At 39.8% G+C, this 22,383-nt stretch carries 19 protein-coding genes; 3 read left to right on the top strand and 16 right to left on the bottom strand.

Features of this window, described 5'->3' with window-relative positions; genetic code table 11:
• Nucleotides 1-5 precede the first annotated feature (5 nt).
• The 15 genes from PISS_RS13390 to PISS_RS13460 all read right to left on the bottom strand — a co-directional run bounded on the left by PISS_RS13390 (nt 6) and on the right by PISS_RS13460 (nt 16,502).
• The gene (locus tag PISS_RS13390) at nt 6-893 is read right to left on the bottom strand and encodes a copper resistance D family protein (RefSeq protein ID WP_024596191.1); all 888 of its coding nucleotides are present in this window, start codon (nt 891-893) and stop codon (nt 6-8) included.
• Nucleotides 894-912: 19 nt separating this feature from the next.
• Entirely contained in the window at nt 913-1,260 is a 348-nt protein-coding gene (locus PISS_RS13395; protein WP_004589258.1) for a copper resistance CopC family protein, read from the bottom strand.
• 24 nt (nt 1,261-1,284) lie between these two features.
• The gene (locus PISS_RS13400) at nt 1,285-3,117 is read right to left on the bottom strand and encodes a 2Fe-2S iron-sulfur cluster-binding protein (RefSeq protein WP_058155252.1); all 1,833 of its coding nucleotides are present in this window, start codon (nt 3,115-3,117) and stop codon (nt 1,285-1,287) included.
• Complete coding sequence (locus tag PISS_RS13405; RefSeq protein ID WP_232311327.1) at nt 3,117-3,728, bottom strand: PepSY domain-containing protein; 612 nt, start codon at nt 3,726-3,728, stop codon at nt 3,117-3,119. The genes PISS_RS13400 and PISS_RS13405 overlap by 1 nt, the downstream gene beginning before the upstream one ends.
• Before the next feature lie 88 nt (nt 3,729-3,816).
• A complete protein-coding gene (locus PISS_RS13410) occupies nt 3,817-6,981 on the bottom strand; it encodes an efflux RND transporter permease subunit (protein WP_004589255.1) in 3,165 nt (1,054 codons plus the stop codon).
• Between the two features lie 14 nt (nt 6,982-6,995).
• Complete coding sequence (locus PISS_RS13415) at nt 6,996-8,738, bottom strand: efflux RND transporter periplasmic adaptor subunit (protein WP_004589254.1); 1,743 nt, start codon at nt 8,736-8,738, stop codon at nt 6,996-6,998.
• Nucleotides 8,738-10,165, bottom strand: coding sequence for a TolC family protein (locus tag PISS_RS13420; RefSeq protein ID WP_004589253.1), 1,428 nt, complete (start codon nt 10,163-10,165; stop codon nt 8,738-8,740). Before PISS_RS13420 ends, PISS_RS13415 begins: the two co-directional genes overlap by 1 nt.
• Entirely contained in the window at nt 10,165-10,662 is a 498-nt protein-coding gene (locus tag PISS_RS13425) for a DUF411 domain-containing protein (RefSeq protein WP_004589252.1), read from the bottom strand. The genes PISS_RS13420 and PISS_RS13425 overlap by 1 nt, the downstream gene beginning before the upstream one ends.
• 107 nt (nt 10,663-10,769) lie before the next feature.
• Complete coding sequence (locus PISS_RS13430) at nt 10,770-11,129, bottom strand: hypothetical protein (RefSeq protein ID WP_004589251.1); 360 nt, start codon at nt 11,127-11,129, stop codon at nt 10,770-10,772.
• Nucleotides 11,130-11,286: 157 nt separating this feature from the next.
• On the bottom strand, nt 11,287-11,634 hold the full coding sequence (locus PISS_RS13435; protein WP_016899198.1) for a hypothetical protein: 348 nt from the start codon (nt 11,632-11,634) through the stop codon (nt 11,287-11,289).
• 12 nt (nt 11,635-11,646) lie between these two features.
• Nucleotides 11,647-11,964 carry a hypothetical protein gene (locus PISS_RS13440; RefSeq protein ID WP_008109627.1) on the bottom strand — a complete coding sequence of 106 codons (318 nt, stop codon included), beginning with the start codon at nt 11,962-11,964 and terminating at the stop codon, nt 11,647-11,649.
• Nucleotides 11,961-12,998, bottom strand: a complete 1,038-nt coding sequence (locus tag PISS_RS13445) for a hypothetical protein (protein ID WP_013465892.1) — start codon at nt 12,996-12,998, stop codon at nt 11,961-11,963. The genes PISS_RS13440 and PISS_RS13445 overlap by 4 nt, the downstream gene beginning before the upstream one ends.
• A gap of 208 nt (nt 12,999-13,206) precedes the next feature.
• Complete coding sequence (locus PISS_RS13450) at nt 13,207-13,569, bottom strand: hypothetical protein (RefSeq protein WP_024595179.1); 363 nt, start codon at nt 13,567-13,569, stop codon at nt 13,207-13,209.
• A gap of 192 nt (nt 13,570-13,761) precedes the next feature.
• On the bottom strand, nt 13,762-15,144 hold the full coding sequence (locus tag PISS_RS13455; RefSeq protein WP_058155253.1) for a PhoH family protein: 1,383 nt from the start codon (nt 15,142-15,144) through the stop codon (nt 13,762-13,764).
• Nucleotides 15,141-16,502 (bottom strand): PhoH family protein, encoded by a 1,362-nt coding sequence (locus tag PISS_RS13460; protein ID WP_058155254.1) that lies wholly within the window; start codon nt 16,500-16,502, stop codon nt 15,141-15,143. The genes PISS_RS13455 and PISS_RS13460 overlap by 4 nt, the downstream gene beginning before the upstream one ends.
• Before the next feature lie 299 nt (nt 16,503-16,801).
• Between PISS_RS13460 and rapA the strand changes: the two genes are divergently transcribed.
• The 3 genes from rapA to PISS_RS13475 all read left to right on the top strand — a co-directional run bounded on the left by rapA (nt 16,802) and on the right by PISS_RS13475 (nt 21,514).
• Complete coding sequence (gene rapA, locus PISS_RS13465) at nt 16,802-19,696, top strand: RNA polymerase-associated protein RapA (protein WP_058155255.1); 2,895 nt, start codon at nt 16,802-16,804, stop codon at nt 19,694-19,696.
• Nucleotides 19,697-19,838: 142 nt separating this feature from the next.
• Nucleotides 19,839-20,492, top strand: coding sequence for a bifunctional tRNA pseudouridine(32) synthase/23S rRNA pseudouridine(746) synthase RluA (rluA, locus tag PISS_RS13470; protein ID WP_083494664.1), 654 nt, complete (start codon nt 19,839-19,841; stop codon nt 20,490-20,492).
• A gap of 92 nt (nt 20,493-20,584) precedes the next feature.
• Nucleotides 20,585-21,514, top strand: a complete 930-nt coding sequence (locus PISS_RS13475; protein ID WP_058155257.1) for a DUF3530 family protein — start codon at nt 20,585-20,587, stop codon at nt 21,512-21,514.
• Here the strand turns inward: PISS_RS13475 and djlA are convergent.
• Nucleotides 21,497-22,354, bottom strand: a complete 858-nt coding sequence (gene djlA / locus PISS_RS13480; RefSeq protein ID WP_008113211.1) for a co-chaperone DjlA — start codon at nt 22,352-22,354, stop codon at nt 21,497-21,499. The genes PISS_RS13475 and djlA overlap by 18 nt on opposite strands.
• Nucleotides 22,355-22,383 lie beyond the last annotated feature (29 nt).

Consider the following 22,383-nt stretch of genomic DNA (forward strand, 5'->3'; position numbering starts at 1 on the left):
AGGTTTTAATTTGCAGGGCCAACAACACTAGTAAGCCCAGCCGTTACAGATAAAATGGCAAAAGCTACTACCATTTCTATCGAGATAGATTTAGATAAAGCCTCTCTGCCTTGACTATTTTTAAGTTGTGGAACGAGTATTAGTTTATGTTTAGCAGCAAGTGCCAAAATAGACACTACAAGGGCCAATTTAAACAACAGTGTTTGTCCGTAACTTGAGCTTATTAGTGCATCAAGACTTCCGACCAATTGAATCACGAGCCAGAGGCCTGCTACCAACAATAGGCTCAATGTAAAACTTGCTTGTTTGCCAAAGCTTTCCATCAGCAAATGAAGTTCTGCATAACTTAGCTGATGGCAAGCCTGTTTTAGTGGCAATAACGCCCCAAACCACCATGCCATAACGAGCACATGCAAAATAAGCAAGCCTTTTTCAATTGTGCCTAACTCAGAAATATGACCCAGTAACGTGAATGAGTATGCAAGGATTAATAAACTCAACATTAAAGCGCTTTGTTTTAAGTACGAGTTCACAGCGAGTTTGAACCTTAAAGCTAAAGCGATTATTGCGGTAACTAGCCCAAGCGCTCGAAGCAAAGCTCCAGTGCCGACAGAGGAGTCCCACATAATAGCCAATATATCAGCGTCTATCGCCCCCTGAATTCCCTCTTCTGCCATTGCACCAGTACTGGCAAAGAACCAAGTAATATTAGCGATCAAAGCCATAACTATATAAGTTCTTGTCCACGTTAAATTCGCTATTACAGCATTAGTATGAGATTCATTATTCTCAAATATTTGCCTGAAAAATGTATAACCAGCAATACAGGCAAAGCCGACGTAAAATACAATTTTTGACAGTACAATGACTGTATTCCAGATATACATTTCCATATCAATCACACCGCCTATTTTAGTGAACCATAAAGCCGAAGCTATGTTTCATTTTATGACCATCGTTACCTAAGAAGGTTACATCCACAGCATAGTTTGCAGGAGCTAATTTAGGTAGTTTCCATGTAAATTTGCTAGTAGCGACTTTAGAAGGCTCGAATCCAAATTTAAATTCTTCGCCTTGTTTATTGGCCAATGAAACTTTTACAACCCGTACCTCTTTGGTGAACACCAAAGTTAACTCTTCTGGAGGATTCATTAGCATTGCATTATCAGCAGGCACACTTTTTTCAAGATGCACATGCGCAAATACCGCACTACTAAAAACGACACTGATTACGGTTAAAAATTTAATTAATGTTTTCATATATACCTCTATTTATTTAATGGATTAACGACTAAATTTATCTTTGAAAATTTTATTACTTGGAATCCCAGCATCTGTAATTATTTTTTCCACTTCACTCATCATTGCTTCTGGACCGCACAAGTAAAACTCAGCCAAAAGCAGTTCTGATTTTTGGTTCATATACGGCAGAAGTACTTTTTGAACATAGCCTGAGTGCCCTTGCCATTCTTCTGAAGGATTAGAAAGAGTAGGAATATAAGAGAAGTTTTTATGCTTCTCACTCAGTGACTTCAATTCATTATGGTATAGCAAGTCATCTTCAGTTCGCGCACCATAGATAAGAGTCAAACCACTTTTATCTTTATGCTTTTTCAACTGTTCAAAAATAATAGACCTCAGTGGTGCAAGTCCTGAACCCGCACCAATAAACACGCGACTAACTTTTTTATTTGAAGTGGCATAAAAATCAGAAAAAGGGCCTTTTGCAGTTATCGTTTCACCTACTTGGAGTGAACCTAAATAACTTGAACCTATTCCTGCTTTAAAACCATTCTTTGCGGTCTGCCAACGGATATTAAACATTAACTCATCAGACTCCTCGTCAAAGTTAACTAATGAGTAGTGGCGAGTTACACCGTTATGAGAAAATTTTCCATGATAGTAGCTATCCCAGTATTTTTCATAGCACTCTGGCATATCATCTGGACGTAAGCTATTAATCCCTGCTGGCACATCAAATTGCATATATGCACCAGCTTTAAATGCCAACTGTTTGCCTGATTTCAGCTTAAATTTCACTTCCTTGATAAAAGGAGTAATGAAATTAGTCGCAACCACAACTAGCTCATGATTTTCAATATTGCGATCAGTATTAACTTCAATCGAACTAATTTCAGAGAACCTATGCTGACATCCAAGCCGATAACCTTCCTTAAGTTGCTCCTGAGATAAATGTTCCTGTTCAGATAGTGTGATAGGTAATTTAGTTGAACTTAAGAACACGCATTTGCCACAAGTACCGCCACCACCGCAACCTGAAGGAAGGTATACATGTGAACTAGCTAGCCCTTCTAGTACAGTTGAGCGACCAACTGCTGAGATGTCAGTAATAGTATTTTCATTGGAAAACGTCACTGCCACTTTTTGCCTGTTAGTGCCCCAACCTAGCTTCAGTAAACCACTTCGATACTGTTGTATCAGCCAAGTAACACCAGTAATTGAAAGGAATAGCGTTGCAAAAGCAAATGCAATGATCAACCAATGGTTAAATCCTCCAGAATTGCCATAGTCCATAAAGTGAAGCTTCATCATCAGATCTTTCAATCTGAAATCATCATTGGCATGGCGAAGTACTTGACCTGTAATACTATCTAAATAAATAGTTGTATTGTTCTCATCCTCAACGGCAACTTGCCACATAGGATTTTGCTGCCTTACGTGATCAGAAAACGGAGGTTGAGATAACACTGGAGTAGTTAACTTACCCTGTCCTGAGTAGGAGTTTTTTGCCAAAGTTAGTACTTGTTCTTCAGACAAATTAAATGGCTTTCCTGTTACAGCATCAAATAGCTTTGAGTGGCGTTCTTGATAGCTATGCTGCCCCTTATCGAACACAAAATGATAGTAAGGCTGATGTAAAACCCATATAAGGTTTACTTCCTGCGGAGCATTACTAGTAATGTCTTTAATAGGGAATAGGTCAAAGCCTGTAATGCTACCTTCATGATGAGAATGAACTCTAAGTTCATTACCACTGGCTTTACTGTGATCCATCAAATTGAAGTAAAGGCCCGTTCCCAACCAAATAAGCAGTTGTAAACCAACAAATAAAGAAAGCCACTTGTGTATCGTTGTATTTAACTTAAATAGTCGCATCAAATGACTCCCTTTTTATTTGGGGAAAGCACTCGGTAATAAGTCAATACTGCGCCAGTAATTGCTCCCATTAGACCTAGAGTTGCGACCAAGAACAAAAACCAGTTAGATACGTTTTCTCCATCATAGTAATCCATAATGTGGAACCGCCACATCCAATCAAACAATCGCCAGTAATCATGACGCTTGGCAACAAGTGATCCTGTTTGTTGACTTATATAAAATGTCGGTGTGGAGAATTGCTCAAACGTCACTCTCCAAACAGGTAAATGCCTTGGGGACAACTCAGCAGGCAAGTTTGTCGCTGACTTAATCAACCTTACGCTGTCGATTTGATGATTCAGCGCATAATGGTATTGTGCGATTTCTTTAGCCTTGATTTCATCTACAAGTGCCTGAACAGCTCCAGTTTTAGCATCTATTGCTACTTTTCCATTTTCTCCATTAATAAAAGAATACAAAGGACGGCCCATACTTTGAGTAAGTGTAACTTGGCTAGCTTTAGGATAATCCGCAGCTAGCTTTACAATGGAGTAATCCATACTTGCTAAATCTATTTTGGCTTCCTCACTCTTAGCCAAGGTTTCGCCGTGTATATAGTGAATATCCATAGTCACCATATACACGCCTGTAATAGACCAGAAGAGGAATTGTATTCCGACAAATGCCATTAGCCATTTGTGATATTTTCTAGCCGTGCTAAGCATTACTTTTTAGCTCCGCCTTAGAAAGCTCCTTGTTAAAGGCGTTTAATTCTGGCTTTTTAACGATTGAGTAAATTACTGGGAGCACAATAAGAGTGAGTAGCACAGCACTTGTCATTCCGCCTACCATAGGTGCAGCAATACGACTCATAATCTCCGAACCTGTTCCTGTACCATATAAAATGGGCATCAAGCCGATAATGATTGTTGCAACTGTCATCATTACTGGACGAACTCGTAAGCCTGCACCGTGCAATAATGCATCTTGATATGCATCATCAGAGATAGGTTCAGCTCGCTCTTCAGCTTTTTCCTTAAGCTCAGCAAGTGCCTGATTGAGATAGACCAACATTATCACACCAATCTCAACCGCTACCCCAGCTAGAGCAATAAAGCCCACGCCAACAGCCACAGAGAAGTTAAACCCTTCCAGATACATCAACCATAAGCCACCAATCATCGCCATCGGCAAGGTAACGATAATGATAGCCACCTCACTAAACGCTCTGAAGTTTAAGTAAAGTAGAATAACAATAATGGCGAGTGTTAAAGGCAATACATAGGTGAGCTTTTCTTTCGCTCTTTCCATATATTCGTATTGCCCAGCCCAAGTAATTGAATAACCTGCTGGTAGTTTTAGATTATTAGCCAAGTGTATTTTTGCACTTTCAACATAAGTACCTACGTCAACACCGTCTATATCGATAAACGTCCAGCCATTTAAACGAGCATTTTCACTCTTAATTCCCGGCGGACCGTTCTCAACTCGAATATCTGCGACATCACCTAGTGCAATGCGTTGACCACTTGGTGTTACAACAGGTAATCGTGATAGCTGCTCAGGAGAGTCTCGATAGTCTTGCGGATAGCGTAAGTTAACAGGGTAACGCTCTTGACCTTCTACCGTTTGGGTAACGTTCATACCACCAATAGCTGTAGAAACCACTTGTTGAACATCTTCGATGTTTAACCCAAAGCGACTTGCCTTATCGCGTGAAATATCAACCTTGATATATCGTCCACCTGCAACTCGCTCTGAGTAAACTGATGCTGTGCCTGTAACTTCGGGTAAAATTTGCTCTATTTGTTGGCCGATTTCCTGAATCACATCAAGCTCTGGTCCGGCGACTTTAATACCCACAGGCGTTTTTATGCCTGTTGCTAACATGTCGATTCGGGTCTTGATTGGCATAACCCAAGCATTCGTTAAGCCCGGAAACTTAACCAATTTATCAAACTCAGCTTTTAACGATTCAGTAGTCACACCCTCTCGCCACTGCTCTCGTGGCTTCAATTGAATAAAGGTTTCAATCATGGTTAAAGGTGCAGGATCGGTTGCAGTTTCAGCTCTTCCTACTTTACCAAATACAGTTTCAACTTCTGGCACAGTGCGAATAAGCTTGTCTGTTTGCTGCAATAACTCCCTTGCTTTACCAATTGAAATACCGGGATAGGTAGTAGGCATATACATGAGATCGCCTTCATCCAATGGCGGAATGAATTCACTACCAATTTTATCGACAGGCCAAAAGCCAACGATAGTCACTAATATTGCTGCTACTATTGTCGATTTTGGAAACTTCATGACTTGCTTTAAAACAGGCATGTAGATAGCAATCAATAATCGGTTTAACGGGTTTTTCTTTTCAGAAACAACTTTGCCTCGAATAAAGTAGCCCATCAAAACAGGCACCAATGTGATCGCCAAACCTGCTGATGCCGCCATTGCATAGGTTTTTGTATAGGCGAGCGGAGAGAACATTCTTCCTTCTTGCGCTTCCAAGATAAATACAGGTAAGAATGAGACTGTAATGATCAGTAAGCTAAAAAATAGTGCAGGGCCTACTTCACTCGCAGCCTTAGCAACAATTTGCCAGCGATTTTCATCTGTTAGTGGTGTTTTCTCCATATGCTTGTGCATATTTTCAATCATCACTATTGCACCATCAGTCATCGCACCAATCGCAATAGCGATACCGCCTAAAGACATAATGTTGGCATTGATGCCTTGCATATACATGATAATGAACGACACCAAGATACCTAATGGCAGAGTAACAACTGCCACAATAGATGAGCGAAGATGAAATAGGAAAGCCACACAGACAATAGCAACGACTGCAAGCTCCTCTAGCAACTTGCTCCAAAGATTATCAACAGCACGATCTATTAACTTCGATCTGTCATAAACAGGGACAATCTCCACCCCCTCTGGTAGAGAAGATTTAAGCGATTCAAGTTTTTCTTTTACCCCGTTTATGGTTTGTTGAGCGTTTTCACCAAAGCGCATAACGACAACACCACCAACAACTTCGCCTTCACCATTAAGCTCTGCGATACCACGGCGCATTTGAGGCCCTAAATTAACGGTAGCAACATCACCAATACGCAATGGCGTGCCTTGTTCGTTAATACCAAGTGGGATTTTCTCTATATCACTAACTGATTGAATATACCCCGTTGCGGTAACCATATATTCAGCTTCAGCCATTTCCACAACGGATGCGCCAGTTTCTTTGTTCCCTTTTTGTAAGGCTATTTGTATTAAACTTAGAGGAATATCGTAAGCTCTCAATTTATCAGGATCTACTTGCACTTGATACTGCTTAACCATACCACCAACGGCGGCAACTTCGGACACGCCCGGAACAGTTTGTAGTTCATACTTTAAGAACCAGTCTTGAATGCTTCTTAATTGGCTTAGATCATGGTTTCCAGACTTATCTGTTAAAGCGTAAATGTATACCCAACCCACACCTGTTGCATCAGGTCCTAATTGAGGTTTTGCCGAATCAGGCAGGCTTGATGCTACTTGGCTTAAGTATTCAAGTACTCTGCTTCTAGCCCAATACAAATCAGTATCGTCATCAAAAATAATGTAGACGTAGGAATCACCAAAAAATGAGTAACCACGAACAGTTTGCGCCCCCGGCACTGATAACATCGCTGTAGTAAGAGGAAATGTCACTTGATCCTGCACTACTTGTGGTGCCTGTCCCGGATAGCTCGTCTTAATTATCACCTGCACATCAGAAAGATCGGGGAGTGCATCTACTGGTGTTTTTTGTAATGAATACAAACCACCAAACGCGATAATTAAGGTAATCAACAAAACAAAGAAACGATTGCCGATAGACCATCTAATAATTGATTCAATCATTATTTTTCTCCCACTTAATGATTAGAATGATCAACAGCAGCTTTATTTTCCTTGCCGTGTTGTTCATCTGATTCAAGAGAAATGTCAGTGATAACTAAGTCATCTCTAACCTCAAAAGTGAAAGTGACATTATCACCGACATTGAAATCAACCATTTCTATATTGTCCGCGACGATAAAATCCATCGTCGCAGCAGGTCTATCCCATTTCTCTATTGGGCCTCTGCTAATATTTAGAATCCGTGTATCAATATCAATCGCATTAATCAAACCAGATACTGTTGCTGATGATACTTCAGGCTCACTCATGATATGAATTCCAGTAATTTCATATCCACCGTCTTCGGTTTTGCTCACTTCAAAGTGCAAAGATTGACCTGACTTTAATGAGTCAATATCGACTTTTTCAGCCACAGTAAAATCCATAACCATTTCAGGCCAATCCCAAGCTTCAGCAGGGCCATGTGAAATATTAACCATGCGGTGCCCTGCCATAACACTATTAACATCCCCTTGCATCCAAACAGAGTTAGGCACTTCATCATGAGTCATTCGTTTAAAGTCAGAGCTTTTACTTGATTCAGAATCAATCAAGAATTGGGCAGATGTCACCACAACATCATCTTCATTTAAGCCGTCTAATATTTCGATGCTGTCGATATCAACCCGGCCAATAGTCACTTCAATAGATTTAAATTGCCCATCACCTAACGCAAGTACTACTCTGTCCTGTTTACCTGTTCTAATAACGGCTTCTTTAGGCACGAGGATGGTGCTATCAGCTTGATTAGCGTGAATAGAGACTTGTGCAAACATATTTGGTTTTAATTGATAGTCTGTGTTATCAAATTTCAATCTCACTCGGAGTGTGCGTGTTTTACTGTTCAATGTTGGATAAACATAATCAACGACACCAGCCCAGTCCTCACCGGGTAAATAATCCAGTGTCATTGATACAGGAAGTCCTTTTTTAATTAAGGCTGCGTCACGTTCAAACACTTCTGCTTCAACCCAAACTTGATCTAGCTGGCCAATGCTTAATAAGGTGTTTCCCGGCTTTACATAAAAACCTTCTCTAACCTTCAAACCATCGACAACACCTGCTTGTGGTGAATAAAAGGTAATTGTTTGCTGAACCTTTCGTGTCTTTTCTAGCTTTTGAACAAAGTCTGCTGAAAGCTGTAACGCTTTTAGGCGATCTTTGGCTGCTGAAATTAAAGAACTATTGTTGCGCTTTAACGCTATTAACAGCTCTTCCTGAGCATTAACTAACTGAGGAGAATATAGTGTATAAAGAGGCTGCCCTTTCTCTACAGGGTTACCTGCTGCTTTGATGTAAAGTTTATCAATCCAGCCATCAACCCGTGGGTGGATATGAATTAGCTTATCTTCATCATATTGAACATAACCTACCGTTGAGATTTCAGTATGCATATTTTTCAGTTCAACAGGTGCAGTGCGAACCCCAAGGTTATTCACTACATGAGGCGCAATTTTTACTGCTCCGGGGCCAAAGTCATCACCAGATGATCCTTCCTCATACACTGGAATTAGATCCATCCCCATAGGCGACTTACCGGGCTTGTCCCGGCGGTAATTAGAATCCATCGGTGCAACCCAATACAGAGGCTTTTTTTCTCCTGATGTTGCTTCATTACTATTACTGTTTGAGCCAGTACCTTGATATAAACTCAATGCTCCAGCACCAAGTGCTGCCCCAATGATGATGGCAATAATTGTTTTTGTATTCGTTGACATTATTTTTCTCCAAATTGCTGACTGGATAAGTGCTGATTAGTTTTGTGTGAAGTTTGCATCGACTTATGTTCAGCATTTGAGTTAGATTGAGAATGCGCAAAGAAATAGTTGATACGAGCAACTGTTTTAAGTGCGTCAACATCAATTCTTAAAGCTGATATTCTGGTATTTAATTCGGCAATTCTTGCTCGAACAACTTCGGCAAAATCGCCATCATCATTTGTGTAGGCTGTCAATGACGCTTCTGCTTGGTCATGAGTTTGTTTAAGGAGTTGTTCTTGATAGATAGATTGTCTATCTGATAAGCGTTTAAGCTGTCTTAGTTCTTTTTCTAAAACACTGATCATTTGCTTTGTCAGTAATAGTTTCTCGGTTTTAATAGTCTCTGAATCTGCAATAGAAGCTGCAACTTGCTTATCTTGTCTGTTCTCGGTAAACAAGGGTAAATCAAACGTTACCCCAACAGAAAATAAATCAGCTCGGCTATCACCAGAGGGCATATTGTCGCGATAGGCATAACTAGCATTAACACCCCATTGCGGCTCATATTGCTGTTTGGCTAACTCAATTCCTTTTTCTGAAGCTTTGCGTTTTATATCAATCGCAAGTATGGCTGGGTGATTCGAAAGCTCCTGAGCCAATAGATTTCTTGAGTAATTAGATGCTTTTAGGACTGTTGGATTATTCAATTGAATCGAAGGCAATTCTTTTGAGACGCTAAACTCTAATGGTTGCGCGTCAAAGTTGAATGATTCATTCAAACGATCCGCATCGTAAATATGAAGCCACTCATTGAGACGAGCGATTGTCGTTTCTAGTTTCTGCTTTTGCGAAGTTAATCTGTCATCTAACTGCACGATTTCCAACTGAGCACGAATAACATCTTGCTGTCTAGTTTTACCAACAACGTTTGAATAGCTAGCTTTAGCCACTTCCGCCATCTGCTCAAAGAGAGACCAATCATCTTCAATCAATTTAATAGTTTGTTGGGCTAAGTAAGCATCTAACCAAAGTTGTGACACTTGGCTTTTCAACTTAGCTTTACGATCCTCTCGTAACAGTGGAAATTTCGTGGACTCAATTTGTAACTGGTCTTTCTTGATCTCTAGACTGTCGCCTCTCGGAAACATTTGAGAGACGCCAACCTTTAGCTGAGTCATTCCTTCCTGATCTAAATCCCAAGTATCTGTTGGTAAATTCATTATCCCTAGCGATACTTTCGGATCAGGCAAAGTACCTGAAGCAATACTTCTATTTTCAACTGCACTTTGTTTCAATCGGCTACCATGAAGCCAAGGATCATTTTGCTGAGCTAAGGTGATAGCTTGTTCAAGCGACACTACTTTCTCAGCTTGAGCTGAGAATACAGATAAGCCGAGTATTAATGCAGTTGAAAGTGAAGTAAGGTTTGAAGAGTTCAATTTCATTAGAATTGCTCCTCGTATGTCTTAACTTTTGCATAGACTTTGCTCGTTCCATCTTTAAATAGAATTAACACGTTGTATGGCATAAAGCGGTCATCGACTTCCATACCGGGAGAGCCAACTGGCATTGCTGGAACTGAAAGCCCAATCGCATTGGGATGTTCTTCTGATAAGAACTGCTGAATAAATTTAGCAGGTATATGACCTTCAAAGGCAAATCCATTTCTACTCACTGCCGTGTGGCATGAACGGTAATTAGGTTTGATACCATACTTAGTTTTGATGTTGCCGATGTTTCGGAAATCTTTGGAATGCGCAACGATCCCTTTGTCTTCAATATGAGTTATCCATTTTTTACAACACCCACAAGTAGGGGTTTTATAAACGATTAACTCCAAAGGTGTTACGTCGTTATTGTGTGCATGGTTATGTTCGTTGGCGTTTGCAAACGCAGGTGAAAGCAGCATTACTACTGCTATTTTTAAATACTTATTGATCATTTTTGCCCCCAGACATCGCTGGAAAATATCTATAGCGCTACGACGCTATATTGACTAACAGAAAAATTAATTACATGTGCGAGAAATTTGGACGCACTAATCCTGTATTAGGCAAAAATTGGTGGACGATAAAGGGAAGTGGAAATTGAATGAGGTTGTTTAGATTGCAGAGCAGCTACAGATTCACTGAATATTTGAATATCTGTCGAATCAATACTGGAATTTAGGACTGTCGTAGATGAGCAAGCATTTGCAGGACAAATACATTCAACGTCACAACAATCTTCTGATTGACCATTACTGCTTTTATTCATATCACCATGATCCATGTTCATGTTCATGTTCATGTGTGATTCGTGAGAACCTGATGACATTTCGCAAGGCATAGCAGAATACGCAAATGCTTGCCCTACAAAGGCAACCAGCATAAGCGTCATTACTAAGACTTTTGAAAATGCTTTAGACATAAAATTCTCTTACAAATATACATCTCTAATACTAATGCAAATTTTTGACTAAGTCAATTGATGCTGTATAAACATTTATGAATATTTGATTATCGTCAAATTTTTCAAAGAGGTAAGTGACAAATAATAATCTCATCAGACTTCTTATCTTCGCTATTCAATGGCTTTTATTTTGAGACTTAAGTTGCTCTCTCATTTCTAAAACTCGATCTGCCGAATAAGCTCCTGCTCTCATAACAACCAGTTCAACAAATGAAATATCAATTAACTTATGGTCAGCATCAATCACATAACAACTCCCACTATGTGTGTATATTTCTAACTTATCCTCATCAGCAGATTTGCTAACAATCTTTGAAGTCACGATTTGCTGAAATGGCCGAAACCTGAATGTTTCATCTTCAATAACCCCCCCTGATAAAAACTCGCCAAGAAATATTTTTTCAAATTCTTTATAGTCGTAAACAGATACTATGTAGGCATCCTTTAAATATATTCTATCCAACGTATTCCCTTACTAATAACTAGCCGGGAGCATATCTCGCAGCTCTAATAACTCATTAGGAGAATACATACACTCATGCATTAAATTAAACTCAAATGCATTTACATCAAACTCTTTAGATTCAGCATCTAAGATATAAAAGTCAACACCAAAGCACTTACTTTCTAGACCATTGATTTCCAAAACCTTTATCGTGAATAAAGCATCTCCTTCTTTACCATTTTCATTTTCGTCAGCAAATGTGCCGTAAAGCACCCGTTCAACTTTTTCCTCTGTATCAGATTGAATTGAGATAAGTTTTGCGTTGGTTAGTTTTACTCTAGGTCTCATGCTTGAACTCCTTTCATATCTTCTACAGAAAAAGGACGAAAAAAACTTAGATATTTAACCCCATCAACTTTAAGCAAATTGTTGTCAGCATCAAAATGTGACAGAACACTAGATTGATACAACGAAATGTATTTTTCATAATCGATTGTGTTAAAAAAGTTGGTATCAACGCGCCTCGCATAAAAAACAAGATCTTGCTGTTCGATACGAACAATGAACTTCTGATCGCCATCTAGATTTTTGACTCGTAGACATAAATCAGGTTTGTGCCAATCAGATACAAAGGAAGGAATCAATGGGAAGCCATATACCAAATAGCGCATACCTTCGATTTTGAAGGTTGTTGGATTGAACTGAGCCTTATTTACTTTGCCGCTACTGAATAATTCAAGTGTCAACACCAGCCAGTGCACATGCTTAGAAAATGTATTTCCTTCAGAAATACAGCCTTCAAACTCACCATTATGGTTTACATGATTGATGTACATGTATTTTCTAATGTCATCCAAGGAAAGCTTTTCAAACGGAAACTTGCAAGCGATTAGCCTGAAATAACAACCATGAACTTTTAAATCTGCATATTGAACTATCAACGGATCATCAAAGGCATCAAAGTATGGTCGCCACTCTAAGCGGAAGTCTGCACCTGTATTTACAATAAACTTGGCATTTTCAGGCAACCCTAAAACTTGGTATATCACTGAAACTAACTCTAATGTTTCGATATCTACCAGCATCAGGCTTTCAATACGGTTTGCCATTGACTCAATTTCTTTATGAAGCGATTCAATAATTTCTTGATCATCGTATTCGTTGATCATTAAATATTTCAGGGAATCGTGCTTTAGAATTGAGTCCAGCTTTTTCTTTTCAAATACTTCAGAGAGATATTTATGGGTATCAGAAAAATGAGGGCAGTTATAAACACCTCTAGCCCACAGGCCTTGGGCGTAAAGATCAGGAAACTCTAATAACTCAGCAAACTCTTTTGCTTGTTTATTGAGCTTATTCTTTAATTGATAAAGTGAGATCACTTAGTTCTCCAAACAACTTTCCAATAAACAATGGCCTACCAACACATTGCTTTATTTATTGTTCAAATAACCAAATTTTTACGGATGCTCCGCTTCACTGTTCACGTTTTTCAAGGCGAAAAACATGTGTAGGCGTAGGCTGTCCGCACAACCTTTCACTCATAATATCGCTAAATTTTTAAATGGCAACTTACGGATTTGTACAAAATCAGTCAGAAATTTTGGCTTTGAACTCATCAAAGCTAAGTCCGAAAAGGGATATGACTAATTCTTCATTTATATTGGAACCGGGAAATTTTTTTTCAAAATTTCCAATGATGCTATCTAGGTGGCTAGCTAATATTTTTACTAAAAATATTTCCGAGTTTGGTGAGAGAGCAGACAGTGCTATCAATGGGTTGTCAAAGGATTCAGCTTTTATTTTTACTAGTAAATCGCTGTAACTGTTACAGTCATACAGACAAATAGCTAGGGCTTCTTGGGCTTGTCCAAGGGGAATAGTTAATAATTTAGATAATCGTTTTGCCTGCCTTTTTATATTTACTAGCAGGTCTTCTTTATTAAAAGACATCAATACACCAAAAAACGGCAACGCTAGGCCACGCACCTATGTCACTCAGTTTTTGTGAATATTTAATCTTTTAGTTCAGAGTAAATCCATTTCGTCCTGTTTTCGTGGGAACGGGCTTCTCTGAAAAGCCACTGCAAAAAGCAGTGGCTATTGTCGCAATATTATAAGGAAATGTGAATTGTAGTTTGATGCCTACATGTTCTTTTCAGTGAATTCAGCCAAGCTACTACGCTCTACTTCATCAAATATCAATACTGAGCCTTTTTCATAGTTTCTATACACGTTAACAGCCGCGCTAGCACCTGAAGATGCGGGTGTGACAAACTTATCATCAATCTGGGCTAAGTTGCCCAACACGATTGTGCGACAATTTTTGCCACCACGGCTTAACATGCCCTTAATTTGCGCTCTAGTCATGTTTTGAGCTTCATCAATGATTAAAACAGCATCGTCTATTGAACGACCTCGGAAGTAAGCCATACTAGTAAATTCTATATTGGCTTTTTCGATCACATGCTCAACAGTTGCACTAATATTACCTTCATTGTTATCACCTGAATGCATTGATATAAGCGCATCTGTTATACCTGCTAATAACGGCATTGATTTCTCTGTCAGGTCACCGGGTAAAAACCCCGGATCATCGTCCATAAAGTCTCTGGAGCGCACCACAACGATTTTTTTGTACTTTTTTAACTCCAATACTTGATGCAGCGCCGAAGCAACTGCTAAAAAAGTTTTTCCGGAGCCAGCAGGGCCAAGGATGATATTTAAGTCATAATATGGATCTGTTAATTGGCTTAAAGCTACTGCCTGACGCTGATTTTTAGGCAAAATGCCCCATACTTTTTCTTGTTTACGAGGCAATAACTTTGTGAATACCTCAGTATCTGTTACTTCTGAAATTCGCCCAATGTGTCCAGCTTCATCGTACCAATACATGTTTGGCTGAACTTCATCATTAAATAGACTTATTGGGAAAGTATAAACTTCTCCTGAAACCTTGAAGTCTTTGTCTGATTTAATTCGATCAAAAAGATCTCCTTTAAAGGCTTGTACCCCTGTGTATAAAAGATCAATATCTGATATTTGATTATCTACGGCAACGTCTTCTGCCATGACCCCTACGGTTCGAGCTTTCAAGCGCATATTAATGTCACGGCTAACAATTACTACGTCTTTATCTAAGTCCTTCTGAAGATACAGTGCATAGTTAATTATTCTATTGTCAGCGTCACTTCCAATACCGTGCTTTAACTCTTTAGCCATATCGAGCTGGGTATCAATTCCAATAAACAGTTTTCCTCGTTTAGCTGTTTCAGTAGAAGGCAGTGGAATACCAGCTTCCATCTCTTCTGCACTGTGCCCATTTATTATATCTTCAAGCATACGAATACATACACGAGCATCAGCACTAACCGATTTGTTAGTTCTTTCTTTTAAGTTATCTAATTCTTCTAGAACTGTTAGACAGATGTAAATATCATCTTGATATGACAGGATACTTTTTGGATCATGAACCAACGCAGACGTGTCAAGAACACGAGGTTTTCGGTTTTCAACAGAGCTTTTCATGACGCAGCCCTCCAAAAGTTTGCATCGTTGCTAGAATGCGTGTTGTACTTACATCCCAAATAACAAATACTCTGTAAAGATTGGCTATTGTGGGAATGCTTAAAGTCGTTACAAAAATCCATGTTTAGAGAAATTCTTTTTACTTTTTCTACAGGCCAATAAAAACAAGGGGGTAAAAACTTTAAAATCTTTCCAATTCGGGGTTGTAAAATCACCACCGCATTTTGAATACTACGTCCGCGCATAAAGTTCACCGACTTAAACTGAATATTGGCTTTTTCCATAATGTAATTACGGCTCGAAATTGGGTTTTCATCACCTTTATGCAGCACTTCTAAGGTATCGGTTATGGCAGCCAACCAAGGCGCCATTTTTTCTTCCTCGGTACCAGGCAAAAAGCCAATTGATTCTGCAATTTCAGGGGTATTACGGGTTACAATGACTTTGTCGTAAATACCTTTTTCAATCACCATCTCTAGCGCACACGCAAGTGCCAGTAAAGTTTTACCACATCCCGCAGGGCCGGTTAAAATAACAAGCTCAATAGATGTGTCGAGCAAGGCATCAAGAGCCATTGCTTGGTAAATATTTTTTGGCTTTATTCCCCATGCACTTTGATGCATCAATCGCTCTGCACCAATATCTTTAATGGTAATATGCTCACCATCATACGATTTAACTCTAGCGGCAAACTGATCGCCATCATCAAGTAAATATTCATTACAAAACACATCAGGAATTAAATCTTTAGGGATATGATGAACTGTTTCACGTCCGTGTTGCTCAGTATTACACTGGCCGACATGCTGCCAAAAATCGCCCTCAATTTTTTTATAACCACTGGTGAGTAAATCAATATCGTCAATTAATTGATCAGTACGATAGTCTTCAACATATTTAAGCCCCGCCCCTTTGGCTTTTAAGCGCATGTTAATATCTTTAGTTACTAATATGACTTTTTTATCGCTGTGCTGGTTTTGTAAATGCACCGCACAATTAATAATACGGTGGTCGTTTTCATTGCCCGGCAAACCAGAAATAGAATCGGCAAATAAATGGTCGTTTACAATAATTAAGCTGCCTGTCGATCCGCCTTGTTTATTCCTTGGCAGCGCCACACCTTGTAACATTTGTTCGGGAGTTGCCTGACTCAACACCCCATCAAGGCCACGAATAGCCACTCGCGCATCGCGGCTCACATCGTGTTTTCTATCTTTTATATGATCAAGTTCTTCCAATACGGTCATTGGGATAACAACTTGGTGCTCTTGGAATGACAAATACGCGAGGGGTTCGTGAAGTAATACATTGGTATCTAGCACATACATTTTACTATCAAAATTTGAAGCTTTTCCCATAGTACTTTCCTTACGTTTTATGATTTTTATGCTATACCCAATAAACTAATCAGTGGTTACTAATAAACTTGATTAATTACTTAGGTATAATTTGAGTTTAGTCTATTTGTCATAAAAGTCTGTTTTATGACAAATATCATTTAGTTTGAATTTTCCACAAAATCGACGCACTAATGAGCGCTTAGGGTTGGTAATAATTCATACTTATAAAATTAATTAAAAGTCAGGCAAATAGCGCCTTGCAGTGGTGTTATCTAACAGGTAACATAGCCGCCTTTTTCTTCATAGACGAGACATACATGAATTTTTCCTTAGGTCAGCGTTGGATAAGTGACACAGAGTCAGATTTAGGATTAGGCACCGTTGTTGCCATTGATGGCCGCCAGGTCAGCATTTTATTTCCTGCCAGTGGTGAAAACCGTGTTTATTCTTCTGCAGAAGCTCCGGTAACCCGCGTAGCATTTAATCCTGGTGATGTGATCCGAAGCGTTGAGGAGTGGGAATTACAAGTTGAGTCAATTGAAGTACAAGGCGAATTACTGTGCTATCACGGTGAACGTGTTGATACCGGTGAAAAAGCACAATTAAAAGAAACCTTTTTAGACCACTTTATTAAATTTAATAAACCGCAAGACCGCTTATTTGCAGGCCAAGTAGACCGTTTTGATCGGTATACTTTGCGCTATCAAACTTGGTTACATCAGTTTGAACGTCAGCAGTCACCTATTAAAGGCTTAATTGGTCAACGCGCTAATCTTATTCCGCATCAGCTTTATATTGCTCAAGAAGTCGGTAAACGTTTTGCACCGCGTGTATTACTGTCTGATGAAGTAGGCTTAGGTAAAACCATTGAAGCGGGCATGATTTTACATCAACAAATTATCACCGGTCGTGCCAGCCGTGTACTTATTGTTGTGCCTGAGAACTTACAACACCAATGGTTAGTAGAAATGCTACGCCGTTTTAATTTACGTTTTTCTATTTTTGATGAAGAACGCTGCGACGAAGCGTTTGCTGATTCACCTAATGTATTTGATACCGAGCAATTGGTGCTTACTAGCCTTGAGTTTTTAACCAAGAAAAAACGCTGGTTTGAACAAGCTACGTTGGCCGACTGGGATTTATTAGTAATCGATGAAGCGCATCATTTAAGCATTAATAACAATAAACCCAGTGCTGAATACCAACGTATGGCTGAGCTGAGCCAAGATATTCCAGGGCTAATTCTTCTTACCGCTACGCCAGACCAACTGGGTCATCGTAGTCATTTTGCTCGTTTACAACTGCTCGATCCAGATCGTTTTTACGACTATGACGTGTTTAAAGAAGAAGAAGCAAACTACAAAGACGTTGCCGAAGCTGCTAACCAGTTATTACAAGAACAAGCACTGGATGACAGCGCAAAAGCCACATTAATTGAGCTATTAAAAGAAACAGATATCACCGATATCCTTGAAAAAGCCCAACAAGGCGACCTTGCTGCACGTAAAGAAATACTCAATATGTTATTAGATCGCCATGGCACTGGGCGCATATTATTTAGAAATAGCCGCAGTGGCATTGATGGCTACCCTAGCCGTAAATTACATGCCTACCCAATGGCATTACCTAAGCAATACAAAACAGCAATGACCGTACTGGGTAATATGAGTGGCATTCAAAATGCCGAGCTCAGTGCGCAACGTGCACTTTTCCCAGAAAAAATATTTCAAGAATTTGAAGGTGAAAGCGCAAGTTGGGGATTATTTGACCCTCGCGTAGATTGGTTAATTGAAACGCTAAAAACACTCAAGCGTGAAAAAGTACTTCTTATTTGTGCTAAAGCCGAAACAGCGATTAGCCTTGAGCAAATATTACGTGAACGCGAAGCAATTAAAGCGTCTGTGTTCCATGAAGGTATGTCGATTATTGAACGTGACCGCGCTGCGGCATTCTTTGCCGATGAATACGATAACGCACAAATATTACTGTGTTCAGAAATTGGTTCAGAAGGTCGTAACTTCCAGTTTTCACATCACTTAGTGTTATTTGATTTACCACTCAACCCCGATTTACTTGAGCAACGTATTGGTCGATTAGACCGTATAGGGCAAACACAAGATGTGAACATTCACGTGCCTTATTTTGAAAACACGGCCCAAGAAGTACTACTGCGTTGGTATAACGAAGGCTTAGATGCGTTTGAAAGCACATCAACCACTGGGCAGTTGCTGTATAAAGAGTTTAGCGAAGATTTACTTGAGTACATTGCAGCTCATAATTGTGATGAAGATGAGCTAGATCCACTCCTTGAGCAAGTAGCACAGAAAAATGCAGTATTACGCAAACAAATGGAAAGTGGCCGAGATCGCTTACTAGAGCTACATTCATCGGGACAAGGTGCTGCTGACTCACTTGTAGCTGACATTGAAAAGCTCGATAACCAGTTTGAACTGCCAAGCTACATGATCAACGTGTTCGACACCTTTGGTGTAAGCCAAGAGGATAAAGGTGAAAACACCATTATTTTAAAACCTACTGAGCACATGTTAAACGCTTCGTTCCCATCGCTAAAAGACGATGGAATGACAGTAACCTTTGACCGCGATACCGCGCTTTCTCAGGAAGATGTGCACTTTATTAGTTGGGATCACCCTATGGTGCAAGGCACTATGGATATGATTTGTGATGATGATTTTGGTAGTTCATCGGTGGCGTTACTTAAAAACAAAAAGTTACCACCAGGCACCTTTTTTGTTGAGCTAATATTTGTTGCCGAAGCCATGGCACCAAAAGTCCTGCAAGTGGGTCGCTTTTTACCCCCTACGCCAATTCGTATTTTACTCGATAAGAGCAGTAATAACTTAGGTGAAAATGTTGGTTTTGATGGCTTTAATCAGCAACTATCTGCGGTAGGTCGTCAAACAGCAAGTAAATTAGCCGGTGCATTGCAAAGTGCGGTTCATCCAATGATCAATACCGCAAAAGACATGGCGCAACAAAAGCTGGATGTTATTCGTGCCGAGTCATTAGCAAAAATGCAAACATCGTTGAGCGAAGAGCAACAGCGATTAGTTGCACTGAAACAAATTAATCCAAACATTCGCCAAGAGGAAATTACCTTTTACGATAAACAACGCAATGAGCTCACCGCACATATTGAAAAAGCGCAGTTAAAACTCGATGCGATTCGTTTGATTGTGGTTTCGCACTAGAGAACCTAGCTGTCAGTCGTTAGTTAAAGATTACTAACGTGTGTGTATAAAAAGAAAGCGCGATATTTATATCGCGCTTTTTACTTGAGCCTTTGCCCTCGCTCCACTAAAATAGCGCACTTCAAAATCACTGAGGTCTGCCGTGTTAGTTAACTACAATCCCCCTATGAGCCCGTATTTAACTATACTGTTTCAAGATGATGATTTACTTATTGTAAATAAGCCTAGCGAATTACTCACCGTCCCAGGTAAAGACCCAAAACATGCCGATAGCTTAATAAATCGCGTCAACCGTGTTTTTCCTAGTGCTAAAATTGTTCACCGTTTAGATATGGCTACCTCAGGCATACTTTGCTTAGCAATGAACAAAGCCGCTCACCGCCATTTAAGTATGCAATTTCAAGAGCGCGAAACAGCAAAACGTTACATTGCACGAGTATACGGACAACTTGAAACTGAAACAGGCTCCGTTGACTTACCGCTTATTTGCGACTGGCCGAACCGTCCTAAGCAAATGGTTGATCATGACAATGGCAAACCTTCGCTCACTCATTTTAAAGTCCTTGAACGTGAAGCACAGGCAACCCGTGTAGAGCTTACTCCTATTACAGGGCGCTCACATCAGCTGCGCGTGCACATGCTAAGCTTAGGCCATCCTATTTTAGGCGATCGCCTCTACGCCCATAAAGACGCACTTGCTGCTGCTCCTCGGTTACAATTACATGCACAAATGCTACAACTCAAACACCCTGTAACGGAGCAAGTACTTACTTTTGAAGCTGAGCCCGAGTTTTAACACGGTTTAATCTTTTAGCTATTTACAGTAAATAGCTAAACTTTAAGAGCACTACGCCGATACATAAATAAGATTTAAATTAAAAGCTTATTATGTTTATTACGCAGATGTTTAAAGTCATTATTACTACTCTTGTGCTTGGCTGTACGTTAATCAGTTTTCAAGCGCTTAGTGCTGAGTATATCGCTCCCCCTCCTTTTTCAAAAAATATTGATGCGGATATCTCTCGCCTAGCCCAAAGTGATGAAGTAAAGCCTATTTTAGCTGGTGATACTGAGTTTTTAACTTTATACAGTGAATATATGAGTGCCGACTTTAGAGGTGTTGTAATACTTATTCCTGACTGGCAATCAACGCCAACAAACAATGCAGGCATGAACTTTTTACGTAAAGAACTGAATAACCACGGGTATACCTCTTATGCGATGACAGTGCCTGATATTGATTGGCAAGCAGCTCAAGATGATGCAGCAAAAACGATTAATGATCCTGTGGGCACAAATAATGAAACAGCCAACGCAAATACTAAGCCTGACACCAGCACACAAAAACAGCCCCATCATGCTGACTATGTTGAACAAGTAAATACTAAAGTGGTAGATAACTATAAATTAAAACTAGTCGCTCGCTACGAAGCTTTATACCAACAAGCTGCGATGGAGTCTGAGAATATTGTTGTTATTGCACAAGGCACCAGCGCTGGGGTGTTGTTGGAGCACTACGCTGAATTTTCAGACTCAAAAATAAGCGCCTTCATTAGTTTAAGTAGCTACCTTCCTAATACAAAACGTAATGCAAAGTTAAGCCAAATAACATCCTTGGTCACCCCCGCTTTGTTGGATATTTATTTTGCTACAGACAGTAATGATATCTTAATGAACCTTAAAAACCGTCAGCGTTGGGTTAATCGAAATGCAAAGTTTGATTATCGCCAACGTCAGTTGTTTGGATTACGCGATGCGCCGCAGCAACATGCACGGCTAAGCAAAGAAATAGACGGGTTTTTACGCCGCCTTTTTTAAATACTCGTATGCCGCTTGAATATCTTGGCTTTTTTTAACCGCGACTTCCATCATATGCTTAGGTAAACCTTGCGATACGAGCTTATCAGGATGGTGCTGAGCCATGAGCTTTCGGTAGGCTACTTTAATATCACGTTGCGATGCGTCTTTATTTAACCCTAATAAGGCCAATGCTTGCGAACGGTTCATATCATTACTTGGTGGTACATGATGTCCTGAACCTTCACGGTAGCTGCTACTTTGACTTTGCTGCTGTTTAAAACGCTGTTGTTGCTGCCTAAAGTTAAACTCTGCTTGATAACGTTTTAATACAAAGGCAAAGTGTGCTTTAGACACACCTAGCTGCTTACTAACTTCTTGCAGTAATTGCTTTTCTTGTGCAGCAAGTACCCCGTCAGAAAACGCCATTTGAATTTGAATTTCTAAAAATAACTGCAGTAAATCGTAACGTTTAGCAAAACGTTCTTTAAAATCATAAACCGTATCTTTGAGTGAAAAGTCGCTGTCTTTACCCGATTGAAACGCCTGCTGCGCTTCACGGCGCTCTTCGCCTTTTAAGCCCATTTCATCCATAAACAGCGTCGCTGCTTTAATGTGGGTTTCGCTAACACGGCCATTCGACTTGGCAATATGTCCCATTACCGCAAAGCAACTCGAAAAAAACAACGCTTGGCGTTCGTTAACATCATCGCCTTTAAAAAGGTTAGAAAAGCCGCCAGCTTTATCAAAGTCTTTTTTTAAGCTTTTATCAAACATATGGCCTAGGTATAAGCCTAAAATGGCACCAAATATTTTGCCAAACATAAAACCAAAACAGAAACCGAGAATTTTTCCCCACATTTTAAAACTTACCTCTAATGTTTTATATT

Origin of the sequence: Pseudoalteromonas issachenkonii (genome assembly GCF_002310795.1) — a bacterium.
GTDB classification, from domain to species: domain Bacteria; phylum Pseudomonadota; class Gammaproteobacteria; order Enterobacterales; family Alteromonadaceae; genus Pseudoalteromonas; species Pseudoalteromonas tetraodonis.

Coding starts and splice junctions, on each gene's coding strand:
- PISS_RS13390 (WP_024596191.1), bottom strand. CDS start 893: ATGGAAATGTATATCTGGAATACAGTCATTGTACTGTCAAAAATTGTA.
- PISS_RS13395 (WP_004589258.1), bottom strand. CDS start 1,260: ATGAAAACATTAATTAAATTTTTAACCGTAATCAGTGTCGTTTTTAGT.
- PISS_RS13400 (WP_058155252.1), bottom strand. CDS start 3,117: ATGCGACTATTTAAGTTAAATACAACGATACACAAGTGGCTTTCTTTA.
- PISS_RS13405 (WP_232311327.1), bottom strand. CDS start 3,728: ATGGATATTCACTATATACACGGCGAAACCTTGGCTAAGAGTGAGGAA.
- PISS_RS13410 (WP_004589255.1), bottom strand. CDS start 6,981: ATGATTGAATCAATTATTAGATGGTCTATCGGCAATCGTTTCTTTGTT.
- PISS_RS13415 (WP_004589254.1), bottom strand. CDS start 8,738: ATGTCAACGAATACAAAAACAATTATTGCCATCATCATTGGGGCAGCA.
- PISS_RS13420 (WP_004589253.1), bottom strand. CDS start 10,165: ATGAAATTGAACTCTTCAAACCTTACTTCACTTTCAACTGCATTAATA.
- PISS_RS13425 (WP_004589252.1), bottom strand. CDS start 10,662: ATGATCAATAAGTATTTAAAAATAGCAGTAGTAATGCTGCTTTCACCT.
- PISS_RS13430 (WP_004589251.1), bottom strand. CDS start 11,129: ATGTCTAAAGCATTTTCAAAAGTCTTAGTAATGACGCTTATGCTGGTT.
- PISS_RS13440 (WP_008109627.1), bottom strand. CDS start 11,964: ATGAGACCTAGAGTAAAACTAACCAACGCAAAACTTATCTCAATTCAA.
- PISS_RS13450 (WP_024595179.1), bottom strand. CDS start 13,569: ATGTCTTTTAATAAAGAAGACCTGCTAGTAAATATAAAAAGGCAGGCA.
- PISS_RS13455 (WP_058155253.1), bottom strand. CDS start 15,144: ATGAAAAGCTCTGTTGAAAACCGAAAACCTCGTGTTCTTGACACGTCT.
- PISS_RS13460 (WP_058155254.1), bottom strand. CDS start 16,502: ATGGGAAAAGCTTCAAATTTTGATAGTAAAATGTATGTGCTAGATACC.
- rapA (WP_058155255.1), top strand. CDS start 16,802: ATGAATTTTTCCTTAGGTCAGCGTTGGATAAGTGACACAGAGTCAGAT.
- PISS_RS13475 (WP_058155257.1), top strand. CDS start 20,585: ATGTTTATTACGCAGATGTTTAAAGTCATTATTACTACTCTTGTGCTT.
- djlA (WP_008113211.1), bottom strand. CDS start 22,354: ATGTGGGGAAAAATTCTCGGTTTCTGTTTTGGTTTTATGTTTGGCAAA.